Consider the following 12,654-nt stretch of genomic DNA (forward strand, 5'->3'; position numbering starts at 1 on the left):
CTCGTGGAGCACGTTGAGCAGGCGCACCACCGACGTGCTGATCCCCTCCCGCAGCCCGCCCAGGGGCCGTGACCCCGCCCGGTCCCCGGTGACCCCCTCCGGGGCGGGTCGCCCGGGACGGGCTCGGCGGCCCAGCCGGGGTGTCCGGTGGGGGGCCGGTGCGGGTTCATCGGGAACGGCGGTTAGCGTGGTGGGTGTGTACCGGTTCCTCCTGACTCCGCGCTGGCTCGGCAGCACCGTCCTCGCGGTGGCCGCCATCGTGGCCTGCCTCTGGCTGGGGTCCTGGCAGCTGGGCCGGTTCGAGGACCGGGTCGGTGGCCACCAGGCCGCCGCCGCGCGAACCGCCGCCACCGCCACGACCGCGCCCGGCAGCGCGAGCCCGCTGGACACCGTGCTGACGGCGGCGAGCCCGCAGGTCAGCACCGTCACCGTGGGCCACCCAGTGAGCGCCACCGGCACGTACGACAGCGCGCACCAACTCCTGGTTCCGGGCCGCACGGTGGACGGCCGGCAGGGCTACTACGTGCTCACCCCGCTGCGCACCGCCGACGGCCGGGCGGTCGCGGTGGTGCGCGGCTGGGCGGCGGGCGCCCCCGGAACGCCACCGGCCGCCCCCGCCGGGCAGGTCACCGTCACCGGTCGGCTGCAGGCGCCCGAGACCAGCGGCAGTGACGGCGCGGTGGCCGGCGGCCTGCCGGTCGGCCAGCTCGGCACGATCAGCCCGGCCACCCTGGTCAACCTGCTGCCCTACCCCACCTACGACGGCTGGGTGGCCGCGGACGACGTGCCGGCGGGGCTGACCGCCGTGCCGACCGCACAGCCGGCCGGCGGGGACGGGCTGACGGCCCGGGCCTTCCAGAACCTCGGCTACACCCTGGAGTGGTTCGTCTTCGCGGGGTTCGTCGGGTTCATGTGGTTCCGGCTGGCCCGCCAGCAGGCCGAGGCCGCGCGGGACCGGGCCCTGGGGCTGGACCCGGTCCTGACCTGACGGCCGCCGAAGCCCTGACGGCCGCCGAAGACCGGCCATGCGCCGATGCCCTGACGGCCGCCGACGACCGGCCGGCCCCGGGGAGCCGGCCGGACCGCGGCCTCAGAGCCCCAGGTGCCGCCGGGCGAAGTCGATCTCCAGGCGCAGCTGCTTGATCCGCTCCTCGACCACCAGCGAGCCGTGCCCGGCGTCGTAGCGGTAGACCTCGTGCGGCGTGCCCAACTCCTCCAGGCGCGTCACGAAGTTCTCGATCTGCCGGATCGGGCAGCGCGGGTCGTTGACCCCGGCGCTGATGTACACCGGCACCTTGACCCGCTCCACGTACGTCAGCGGCGAGGAGGCGTGCCAGCGCTCGGGGACCTCCTCGGGCGTGCCGCCGAAGAGCGTGCGGTCCAGCGACTTCAGCGCCTCCATCTCGTCCGCGTAGGCGGTGAGGTAGTCGGCGACCGGGACGGCGGCCAGGCCCAGCGACCAGGCGTCCGGCTGGATGCCCAGCCCCAGCAGGGTCAGGTAGCCGCCCCAGGAGCCGCCGGAGAGCACCAGCCGCGCGGGGTCGGCCAGGCCGGAGCGCACCGCCCACTCGCGCACGGCGCCGATGTCCTCCAGCTCGATCAGCCCGACCCGCTCGCGCAGCGCGTCCGTCCAGGCCTGGCCGTAGCCGGTGGAGCCGCGGTAGTTGACCCGGACCACCGCGAAGCCGTGGTCCAGCCAGGCGGCCGGTCCGGCCGCGAAGGAGTCGCTGTCGTGGTGGGTCGGGCCGCCGTGCACCTCGAAGAGGGTGGGGAAGGGGCCCTCGCCGGCCGGGCGCTGCACCAGCGCGTGCACCCGCCCTCCGGGGCCGTCCACCCAGACGTCCTCCACCGGCACCGAGCCCGGCGGTACCGCACCGGGTGCCCGCAGCACCACGCCGCCCGCGGTGGAACGCACCACGGAGGGTTCGGCGGCCGAGGACCAGAGGAACTCGACCGTGCCGTCCGGGCGGGCGGTGGCGTCGGAGACCGTGCCGCGCGGGGTGTCCAGGCGGGTCAGCCGCCCGTCGGCCAGGTCGTAGGAGTACAGCTCGCTACGGGCCTCGAACTCGTGCTCCACCAGCAGGGCCTTGGCGTCGGGACGCCACTGGGCGGAGACGTCGCCGGGCAGCGTGCGGCCGTCCTCGGTGCGCAGCGGCAGCTCGGTCTCCAGGCCGGTCAGCGGGTCCCAGAGCATCGGCTCCCAGCGGTTGTTGCGCTGGTGGGCGACGAGCAGCCGGCTGTCGCCGGGGACCGGGGCGAAGCCCAGGCAGGCCAGTCCGAGCGGCTCGGCGCGGCCCGTCACCTCGTCCAGTTCGGCCACCGTGCTGCCGTCCGCGGTGCGCACCACGCGGATCGCGGTGTGCATCGCGTCGCCGTGCTCGGTGTGGTCGACGGCCAGCAGCGCGCAGTCGTGGGAGAGGTCGCCGACCCCGCCGTACTCGGCGTGCCGGTAGATCTCCTCGGGTGCCTCGGCGCCGGGCCGCAGCAGGTGCAGCGTGGTGCCGTCCTCCTCGGTGGAGCGGCCGAGCACCACGGTGCCGTCCCGGCCCAGGGCCAGGCCGGCCTCGTAGGACGGGGCGAGGCCGGGCACGGCCTCCTGGTCCGGTCCGCCCTCGAAGGGCTGGCGGCGCCAGATGCCGAACTCGTCGCCGTCGGTGTCGTCGAACCACCAGACCCAGGCACCGTCGGGGGAGAGCGCCCCGTCGGTGGTGCCGTGCGGCCGGTCGGTGACCTGCCGGTGGGTGCCGGTGGCCCGGTCCCAGGCGTACACCTCGTACGTGCCAGTGGCGTTCGAGACGTACAGCGAACGGTCGGGGGCGTCGTCGGCCCAGTCAGGAAGGGATACGCGTGCCGCCCGGAAGCGCTGCTCCCAGGCGGGCACGTCGTTCTTCTCGCTACTCATCCGAGTCACTCTGGCACGGATGCCCGGTGCTCGGGCAGAGGGGCCTGCTTTCTTTGACAGCCCTTGTCCCGGCCGCGCCCACCGCCCCGCACCCGCCGCCCCGCGGCCGACCGACCTACCCGCGGGGGAGCAGCTGGACCAGGGCGGCCAGCAGCAGTTCGAGCAGGACCAGGGCCGCCATGCAGAGCCCGAAGGCGTGCGGGAAGCCGCCTGCCGCGGCGCCCGGGTCGAGCGAGCCGTAGAACAGGTTGCCGATCAGCGCGATCCCCAGGGCGCCGCCCACCTGCTGGACGGTGGCCAGGACGCCCGCGGCCGAGCCCACCAGCTCCGGCGCGACCCCGCCCAGCACGCTGCCGGTCAGTGGGGCAATCACCAGGCCCATCCCCAGCCCGTCCACGAAGAGTCCGGGCGCCAGTCCCCAGGCGCTGTCCGCGGGGCCCGTGCCGTGCGCCGCGAGCGCCAGCAGCACCAGCCCGGCGGCCATCAGCAGGGCGCCGAGCGCGATGGTCTGCCGGCCCAGCCGGGCGGCGGTGCGGTGCGCGGTGGTGGAGGTGAGCAGGTAGCCGGCGCCGATCGTGGTGAAGAGCAGCCCCGAGCCGAGCGCGTCCATTCCGTGGCCCTGCTGCAGGTAGACCGCGAGCACCAGGAAGAACGAGCCCTGGCCGAAGTTGAAGGCGAGCTGGGCCAGGATCCCGGCGGCGAACGGGCGGGCGCGCAGCAGCCGGGGGTCGACCACCGGGTCGACGGCGAGGCGCCGCTGGTGCACGGCGAAGAGCGCGAGCAGGACGGCCGAGCCGGCCAGGCAGAGCCAGGTCCAGAGCGGCCAGCCCTGTGCCCGGCCCTGGATCAGCGGCAGCACCAGCGCGACCAGGGCGGTGGTGATCAGCACGGTGCCCGGCAGGTCCAGGCCGGTGCGGTGCGGCGCGCGGGACTCCGGGACGGCCCGGCGCACGAAGCCCAGGGTGGCCAGACCCACCGGGACGTTGATCAGGAAGCAGGCCCGCCAGCCCAGGTCGAAGAGGTCGGCGCGGATCAGCAGGCCGCCGATCAGCTGGCCGAGCACCGCGCCGATCCCCATCGTCAGCCCGTACATCCCGAACGCCCGGGCCTGCGCGGGTCCGGCGAACGAGGTCCGCAGGATCGCCAGCACCTGCGGACCCATCAGCGCGGCGGCCAGGCCCTGGGCGACCCGCGCGGCCATCAGCGTCCCGGCGCTCGGCGCCAGGCCGCAGGCGGCCGAGGCGGCGGTGAAGCAGAGCAGCCCGAGCGCGAACATCCGGCGCCGGCCGAAGCGGTCGCCGAGGCGGCCGGCGGTGATCAGGGCGGCGGCGAGCGCGAGGCCGAAGCCGGCCACCACCCACTGGACGGCCGCGGGGCCGGCCCGTAGTTCGACCTGGAGGGAGGGGATGGCCACGTTGACGATGAAGAAGTCGAGCGTGGTCATGAAGGTCGCCACCAGCACCACGGGCAGCAGACCCCGGGCGGGGCGTGCCGCCACGGCGCCGTCGCCGGCCGGGCGCGGGGGGCGTGAGGGACGTGAGGGGTGTGAGGGACGGGACGGGCGGACTGCGGTGCTCATCGACGGCTCCGGGAAGGGGGAGAACGGGGAAGGACACAGGGAAGCGGGTGGCGGGGCGCCGGGCCGCGGGGTCCGCGGCGCCCCGCCGCGGCGGGCGGCTTCAGGCGGCCGGCACCTGGTCGAGGAAGCCGTGCACCGCGCCGATCCGACCGTCCGCGGTGGCCACCAGGACGTCGAAGCCGATCACCAGCGCCGGCGCGCCGGCCGGGCCGAGGTCCCAGGTGAAGCGGGCCAGGTGGTGGTGGGCGTCCACGCCCCCGGCGCCGAGGGTGAAGAGCAGGCCGGGGAACTGGCCCTGGACGGCGCCGACGGTCGCGTCGATCGCGTCCCGGCCGACCACCTCGACCAGCGGGTCGGTGTAGCTGCCGTCCTCGGCCCAGACCTGGTCGATCAGCTTGCGGCGGGCGGCGGGGTCGGTCTCGTTCCAGATCGCCAGGTACTGCTCTACCAGGGACTGAAGGTTCGTCATGACCTGCTCCTTGCTGGTTCGTTCGCCGGAACTCCTCCGGCAGGTCACGAAGTTACGCAGGACGGCGAGCGGCCGAATCGGTCACGCATAGGCAATCGCGACGGCGCCCGCCGGTAGGGCGCGGTCGACGGGTCCGGGGCCCGGGCGGGCGCGCGACGGTGCTCGGTAGGCTGCCAGGCATGCTGTACGGGCGGACAGGGGAACAGGCGGCCGTCGACGCGCTGCTCGACGGGGCGCAGCGGGGCCGCAGCGGCGCGCTGGTGCTGCGGGGTGAGCCGGGGATCGGCAAGAGCGCGCTGCTGGAGTACGCGGCCGAGCGGGTGGGTGCGGCGGGTGCGGCGGGCCGTGACTGGCGACTGATCCGGGTCTGCGGCGTCGAGTACGAGGCGGACCTGCCGTTCGCCGGACTGAGCCTGCTGCTGGGCTCCGCGCTGGACCGCCTGGACGCCCTGCCGGGGCCGCAACGGCGGGCGCTGGAAAGCGCCTTCGGCCTGGCCGAGACCACCGAGGGCGCGCCCGCCGACCGGCTGCTGGCGGGCCTGGCCACCCTGGGCCTGCTGGCCGAACTCGCCGACGGGCGGCCGCTGCTCTGCCTGGTCGACGACGCGCAGTGGCTGGACCGGGCCTCGGCCGAGGCGCTGCTGCTGGCCGCCCGGCGGCTGGACCGCGAGGGTGTGGTGCTGCTCTTCGCCGCCCGCGACGGCGAGGGTTCGTTCCCCGCCCCCGGCCTGCTCGAGCGGCGGCTGACCGGCCTGGACCCGTCCGCGGCGGCCGAGTTGCTGGCCGCCGGCGCGCCCGGGCTGGCCACCGCCGGCCTGCGCTACCGGGTGCTGGCCGAGGCGCAGGGCAACCCGCTCGCGCTGACCGAACTGCCCGCCGCCTCCGCGGCCGAGGCGCCCGGCGCCGGCGGCGCCCTGCCACTCGGCAGCCGGCTCCAACTCGCCTTCCACGGCCAGGTCAGCCGGCTTCCCGCGGCCACCCGGACGCTGCTGCTGGTGGCCGCGGCCGAGGAGTCCGGCGAGCTGGCGACCGTGCTGCGCGCGGCCGAGTCGCTGGGCGCGGGGGCCGAACACCTGCCGGTGGCCGAGGAGTCCGGCCTGCTGCTGCTCTTTGCGGACGGCCGGTGCGCGTTGCGGCACCCGCTGGTGCGCGCCGCCATCCTGCAACGGGCGCCGCTGGGCGAGCGGTTGGCGGTCCACCGGGCGCTCGCCGCGGTGCTGCGCGAGCGCGGCGGGCACGATCGCGGCAGCTGGCACCTGGCGCTCGCCACCACCGGGCAGGACGCCGAACTGGCCCAGGCCCTGGAGCGGGTGGCCCGACGGGCCGAGGCGCGCGGCGGGCACGCCGGCGCCGCCAGCGCCTACGAGCGCGCCGCCCGGCTCACCCCCGACCCGGCCGCCGCAGCCCGCTGCCTGACGCTCACGGCCCTGGGCGAGCTGGACGCCGCTGAGGCGGACCGGGCCGTGGCGCTCGCGCTGCGCGCCGCCGAGCAGGTCCGGGACCCGTTCACCCGGGCGGTGCTCGACTGGGTGCGGGCCACCGTGCAGTTCCGGCGCGGGGCCCACCCCGAGGCGCACCGGCTGCTGCTCCGCGCCGCGGACAGCGGGATCGGCGCGCCGGAGCGGGCCCGGCTGTTGCTGCAGGCCTTCCACACCGCCTGGTACCTGGGGGAGGAGCAGGTGGTCGGGGTGCTGGAGCGGCTGGCCGCCCTGACGCTGCCGGCCGGTGACCCGACCGCCCCGCTGGTCGAGCACCTGCTGGCGGGCATCGGGCCGGTCTTCGCCCCGGCCGCCACCGAAGCGGCCGAGACATCCGGAGCATCCGAAGTGTCCGAAGCGGCCGGGGCGGTGGGCTCCGATCCGGCGGCGCGCTCGGTGCGGGAGTGCGCGCGGCGGGCCCGGCAGGCGGGCGCCGACGGCCCCCGCGACCTGGTCCAGCTCTGCGGCGCCACCCTGGTCACCGGCCGCGACGACGAGACGTACCGGCTGGCCGGCGAGCTGATCGCCGAGGCGCGCTCGGCCGGCGCGGTCGGTCCGCTGCCCACCCTGCTCTTCTTCCTCGCCGAGGCCGAGCTCTTCCACGGCCGCCACCGGGACGCCGAACTCGCCGTGGCCGAGGGCCTGGTGCTGGCCCGGGACACCGGTCAGCCCCAGTGGGTCAGCCAACTCGCCGCCCTGGACGCCTACCTGGCCGCGCTGCGCGGGGACGGCGAGCTGCTGGCCGAGCGGGTCGGCCAGTCGCTGGCGGACGCCGCCACGGCCTGGGGCGCCCCCGGCGCCGGCACCTCCTGGACCCAGTGGGCGCTGGCCGTGCACGATCTCGGGCAGGGCCGGGTGACCGAGGTGGTGGAACGGCTGGTGCCGCAAACCGCGGGATTCACGCGGCACCACGTCTCGACGATCCGCTCGGTGCCGGACCTGGTGGAGGCCGCGGTCCGGCTCGGCGAGCCGCAGCGGGCCGAGCCGGCCTTCGAGCGGTTCCAGGAGTGGACCCGGCGGATCGGCTCGCCGCCCTGGGCCCGGGCGCTGGTGCTGCGCTGCCAGGCGCTGCTCGGCCCGGTCGAGCTCGCCGAGTCCGGCTACCTGGCCGCCCTGGCGTTGCACGAGGGCGCCGACCGGCCCTTCGAACTGGCGCGCACCAACCTGCTGTTCGGCGAGTGGCTGCGCCGCGGCCGGCGCAAGACGGACGCCAGGTCGCGGCTGCGGGCCGCCCTGGAGGTCTTCGAGCGGCTCGGCGCCACGCCCTGGGCCGAGCGGGCCCGCACCGAGCTGGGCGCGGCCGGCGCGGCGGCGCCGACCGCGGCGCAGGCCGGACCGCTGGCGGGTCTGACGCCGCAGGAGGAGCAGATCGCGCGGCTGGCGGCGCGCGGGCTGTCGAACCGGGAGATCGCCGCCCAGCTCTTCCTCAGCCCCCGTACCGTCGGCCACCACCTCTACAAGGCCTATCCCAAGCTCGGGATCGCCTCACGCGGTGAACTGGCCGACCTGATCGGCGGGTGACGGTCCGTTGCGCACCCGCCGGCCCTAGTCGCCCTCGACGTTGATCCGCGGCATGATGCGGTCCAGCCAGCGCGGCACCCACCAGGCGCGCGGGCCGAGCAGGGTGAGCACGGCGGGCACCATCAGCAGCCGCACGATGGTGGCGTCGACCAGGACGCTGACGGCCAGTCCGAGGCCGAGCATCTTGACCACGATGTTGTCGCTGAGGATGAAGGCGGCGAAGACGCTGACCATGATCAGCGCGGCACAGGTGATCACCCGGGCGGTGATCTCCAGCCCGTGCGCCACGCTGTTGCCGGCGTCGTGGGTGCGCACCCAGGACTCGTGCACCCGGGAGAGCAGGAAGACCTCGTAGTCCATGCTCAGGCCGAAGACGATGGCGAACATCATCATCGGCACGTAGCTCTCGATCGGGACGTTGCCGTTCACGCCCAGCGCGTGACCGCCCCAGCCCCACTGGAAGACCGCCACCACCACGCCGTAGGAGGCGGCGATCGACAGCAGGTTGAGCACCGCGGCCTTCACCGCGACCAGCAGGCCGCGGAAGACCATCAGGATGATCAGGAAGGCCAGGCCGACGACCACCGCGATGATCAGCGGCAGTCGGGCGGAGACGATCTCCAGGAAGTCCAGCTGGCCGGCGGTGGTGCCGGTCAGGTAGTGCGTGGCCGTGGTGCCGGCGGTGCCCTGCGGCAGCAGGTCGTCCTTGAGGTGGTTGAAGAGCGAGGTGGTGACGGCGTCCTGCGGGCGGCCGGTGGAGATGGCGGTGCCGATCAGCACGTTGCCGTTCGAGGTCGGCTGGAGCGGGCTGATGCTGGCCGCGCCGGGCACGTTCGTCAGGGCCTGCTGGAGGGAGCCGGCGAGCGCGGCCCGCTGGTCGGCGGGCACCGTGCTCTGGTCGATCACGATGGTGAGCGGGCCGTTGACGCCGGGGCCGAAACCCTCGCTGATCAGGTCGAAGGCCCGGCGGTCGGTGAAGCTGCTGGGGTCGGCGCCGTCGTCGATGTGGCCGAGCCGGATCGAGAAGAGCGGGATCGCCAGGATCCCCACCGCCACCAGTCCACCGGCCAGGAACCACCACGGCCGGCGCTCCACCCGCAGGGCGTAACGGTGCCAGAAGCCGTGCGCCTGCGGCTGCTCGCCGTCGCCACCGCCTGAGGCGGCAGAGGCGGTGGCGGTCGCGCTGAGGCCCTCGGCGATCGGTTCGCGCAGCGTGAAGCGGTCGATCCGGGTGCCGAGCAGGCCCAGCAGGGCCGGCACCAGGGTGATCGCCCCGAGCACCGCGGTCGCCACGGTGACCATGGCGGCGACCCCGAGCAGGCCGATGAAGCTGACCCGGGAGACCGAGAGCCCGGCCAGCGCGATGGCCACCGTGCAGCCCGAGACGATCACCGCGCGCCCGCTGGTGGAGACCGAACGGCCGGCCGCGGTCACCGGATCGACGCCGTCCATCAGCAGTTGTCGGTGCCGGGTGATCAGGAAGAGGGCGTAGTCGATGCCCACGCCGATCCCGATCATGGTGGCGAGGGTGGGCGAGACGGTGGCGAAGGTGAGGGCGATCGCCAGCAGGCTCAGGCAGCTCAGCCCGACGATCACCCCGACCAGCGCGGTGACCAGCGGAAGTCCGGCCGCGATCAGGCTGCCGAAGCCGATCACCAGGACCACGATGGCGACCGCGAAGCCGATCGCCTCGCTGGTGAGGTCCTTGGTGTCGGGCCGGGCCGCCTCGCCGAGCTGCCCGCCGTACTCGACCTCCATGCCGGCCGCCCGCATCGGCGCCACCGCGTCGTCCACCCCGGTCAGGTAGTCGGTGCCGTAGGTGCTCGGGTTGGCGTCGAAGCGGACGGTGATGTAGCCGATGGTGCCGTTGGCGGAGAGCGCCCCGGTGGGCGGGGCGCCGGGTGCGGGCAGCGGGTTCTGCACGGACAGCACGTGCGGCAGCTGCTGCAGGGCGGTGACGCTCTGGCCGATCTGGGTCGAGAAGCCGGTCAGTGGGGAGTCGTCGTGCAGCACGATCTGCGAGCTGTTGCCCCCGGAGGCGGGGGCGTTGGCGGCGAGCACCTGGGCACCGGTGTTCGACTGGGTGCCGGGCAGCGAGAAGTCGTCGGAGTAGGTGCCGCCGTAGGCGTTCTGCAGACCGTGCAGGACGCCCAGGCCGATCAGCCAGGCGACCAGCACCACCACCCAGTGGCGGGCGCACCACCGCCCCAGCCGTTCGAGCCCGCCGGGGCGGGCCGTCGGCGGCCGGGGGGTGGTGCGGTGGTCGTCCGGCGCGGACATGGGCGCTCCTCGGCAGTGACGATGTGAAAGTCCAGCTTTTGACAGCTTTTCTGACGGTACGTCCTTGCCGATGTCACACTATTCGTCCGACATACGCCCATGTGGGTAGGTGCGCGGCTCGGGGTGCCTCAGCGCACCGGCAGCACCCGGGTGTGCTCGGCGCGGACCGCCTGCAGGTCCTGCGGGTCCAGGCCCAGCAGGTTCAGCACGGTCGGCGCGATCTGCTTGGTCTGCACCGGCGCGGAGCTGCGCACGTGCTGCGGGGTGCCGGCACCGGTGACCACCAGGGGCACGTTCAGGTCGTCGGCGTGCGCCCCGCCGTGCTCGGCGACCTTGCCCTTGCCGCCGGTGTACACCACCCCGTACTGGGCGAGGCCGAAGACGTCCGGCACCCGGGCGTCGCCCGGCTCGACGCCGAAGTAGTCGGCGGCGGCGCGGCCCGCGTAGACCTTGGTCAGGCCGCCGGCGGTGTAGGCCTTCGGGGCGCCGTTGATGTCGGTGCCGGTCCCGCTCTGGGCGAGCAGGTACGTGCGGGCGAACTCGGTCGCCTGCGCGGAGCGGTCGTTCAGCCAGAGCAGCACGCCGTCGTCGTCCACCGCGTGCGCCACCAGGTCACCGGCGCCCGGGTGCAGCTTCTTCCAGGCCGAGTTCAGGCCGTCCAGCAGCGGGCCGTCGTCGATCCGGGTGAGCGCGGTCGGGTCGGTGGGGGACTGGCCGTGCTTGGCGGAGAGCACGATCGTGGTGCCGGCGTCCAGGTGCTGCTTGCGCAGCTCGGCGGTGAGCGCGCCGATCTGGGCGTCGACGTAGTCCAGGCTCCGGGCCAGCAGCGGGCCGGGCACGTTCTTGGCCGTGTAGCCGCCCTGCAGACCGTCGGAGGCGGGCAGCTTCTGCGCCGTCGAGACGGACTGGAAGTTCAGGCCGAAGAGCGCCGGGGTGCCGGTGTACCGGGTGCGGGCGTGGTCGAAGCCGTCGATCTCGTTGAGGACGGCCTGCACCTTGTAGCCGTCGTACTGCTGGGTGGCCTTGTTGTCCTTGGTCCAGTCGTCGCCGGCCGGGTAGCCCAGTGCGGTGCTGTTGATCTCCGGGGTGAAGAGGTCCTGGATGCCGGTGCCCGAGGGCCCGTCGAGGATCTCGTAGGCCGCGTGCTTGTCGGACCAGGCGGTGCGCAGACCGGCCTGCCGGGCCACCTCGAAGATGGTGTTCACCTGGAGGTAGGAGTGCGGGTAGACCGGCCGGCAGGTGGCCGGGTCGACCGGCAGCTTGGCCGGGTTCAGCAGGGTCTGCGGGCGGCCGGTCATCGACAGGATGCTGCCCGGCAGGCCGGCCAGGCCCTGCCCGGCGTCGATCGAGCTCTGGTCGCGGTCCAGGTCCTCGGTGAGGTCCACCTCGACGCCGGGGTGCGCGCTCGCGCAGTCGGTGGTGCCGGCCGGGAGCAGCGCGGCGTTGTAGGTGTCGTCGTAGTAGACGCCGGTGGTGCCCGGGCCGCCGCCGGTGGCCTGGGCGACCATGCCGGGGAAGGAGTCCGAGGGGGTGGTGGTCCGGGCGTCGGTGTACTCCACCCCGCCGCGGACCAGCCGGGCGAGCGCCGACTGCGGGTGCTGGGCGACGTACCAGGAGAGGTCGGACTGGTGCAGGCCGTCGACCGAGATCAGCAGCACGTGCTGGGCGGCGCCGCCCCGGTGACGGGCGCCGGCGTCGGCGGCGTACGCCTGGGCGAGGGAGCCCGCCGCCAGCGTTCCGGTGGCGGCGAGGACGGCGGCGAGGCGGATGTGACGTCGGTTCACGGCTTCTCCTGGGCGGGCAGGCGCGCCGGCGGACGGCGCGGGGGGAGATGTGCTCGCGTCATGAGTAGTGCCGCCGCACGAAGCGGGGACCTCGGGGGTGTGAACGGCCGACGAAGGCTGGGCGCGGGTTCCGCCCACCGGCGCTCGCCCGGTGACCGCTCAGCCGTACGGGGGTGGCGGCGGGGCCGGCGGGTCGTAGGGCGATCCGGTGGGCGAACGGCCGGGCGGGGGCGGGTCGTAGGACGATCCGTAGCCGGGTGACGGGTCGTACGGCGACCCGTACGCGGGCGGTGGCGGTGCCGGTCGGTCGTACGGCGACCCGTACGCGGGCGGTGGCGGCGGTGCCGGGGTGGCGGCGAACGGGCCCGGTACGGACGGCGGTTCGCCGTGCCGGGCGCGGACGGAGGCGACCTGCCGGGCGCCCTGCCGGGCGACCTGGTGCAGCCCCTGCTGCACGCCCTGCTGCAGTGCGGCCCAGTCGGGGCGGGGCAGCGCGGCGCTGACGACCACCGTGCCGGCCAGCCGGTCGGCGAGCGAGCGGCGCTCGCCCAGCAGCGCGGGCACGGCGTTCAGCCAGAAGACCGCCACCGCGAGCAGCCAGCAGACCAGTGCCGCCAGGACCGAGCCGGTCAGCAGGACGC

Annotated in this window: 7 protein-coding genes and 1 pseudogene; 2 read left to right on the plus strand and 6 right to left on the minus strand. The window is 75.0% G+C overall.

Annotated elements, in window-relative coordinates; genetic code table 11:
• Positions 1-196: 196 nt before the first annotated feature.
• A complete protein-coding gene (locus ABD323_RS35275) occupies positions 197-988 on the plus strand; it encodes an SURF1 family protein (RefSeq protein WP_344446169.1) in 792 nt (263 codons plus the stop codon).
• 102 nt (positions 989-1,090) lie between these two features.
• Here ABD323_RS35275 and ABD323_RS35280 read toward each other — a convergent pair whose 3' ends face one another.
• The 3 genes from ABD323_RS35280 to ABD323_RS35290 form a co-directional block, all read right to left on the minus strand.
• Positions 1,091-2,902 carry a S9 family peptidase gene (locus ABD323_RS35280; protein ID WP_344446170.1) on the minus strand — a complete coding sequence of 604 codons (1,812 nt, stop codon included), beginning with the start codon at positions 2,900-2,902 and terminating at the stop codon, positions 1,091-1,093.
• Positions 2,903-3,017: 115 nt separating this feature from the next.
• Entirely contained in the window at positions 3,018-4,481 is a 1,464-nt protein-coding gene (locus ABD323_RS35285) for an MFS transporter (protein WP_344446171.1), read from the minus strand.
• A 100-nt stretch (positions 4,482-4,581) separates the two neighbouring features.
• The gene (locus ABD323_RS35290) at positions 4,582-4,950 is read right to left on the minus strand and encodes a nuclear transport factor 2 family protein (RefSeq protein WP_344446172.1); all 369 of its coding nucleotides are present in this window, start codon (positions 4,948-4,950) and stop codon (positions 4,582-4,584) included.
• A gap of 179 nt (positions 4,951-5,129) precedes the next feature.
• Between ABD323_RS35290 and ABD323_RS35295 the strand changes: the two genes are divergently transcribed.
• Positions 5,130-7,949 (plus strand): helix-turn-helix transcriptional regulator, encoded by a 2,820-nt coding sequence (locus tag ABD323_RS35295; protein ID WP_344446173.1) that lies wholly within the window; start codon positions 5,130-5,132, stop codon positions 7,947-7,949.
• Between the two features lie 24 nt (positions 7,950-7,973).
• Here the strand turns inward: ABD323_RS35295 and ABD323_RS35300 are convergent, their stop codons facing one another.
• The 3 genes and pseudogenes from ABD323_RS35300 to ABD323_RS35310 all read right to left on the minus strand — a co-directional run.
• A complete protein-coding gene (locus tag ABD323_RS35300) occupies positions 7,974-10,229 on the minus strand; it encodes an MMPL family transporter (protein WP_344446174.1) in 2,256 nt (751 codons plus the stop codon).
• Positions 10,230-10,357: 128 nt separating this feature from the next.
• Positions 10,358-12,013 carry an alkaline phosphatase family protein gene (locus tag ABD323_RS35305; protein WP_344446175.1) on the minus strand — a complete coding sequence of 552 codons (1,656 nt, stop codon included), beginning with the start codon at positions 12,011-12,013 and terminating at the stop codon, positions 10,358-10,360.
• A gap of 159 nt (positions 12,014-12,172) precedes the next feature.
• A pseudogene (locus ABD323_RS35310) lies at positions 12,173-12,654 on the minus strand (hypothetical protein); the annotation flags it as partial.

This window comes from Kitasatospora nipponensis (assembly GCF_039528135.1).
Lineage (GTDB): Bacteria > Actinomycetota > Actinomycetes > Streptomycetales > Streptomycetaceae > Kitasatospora > Kitasatospora nipponensis.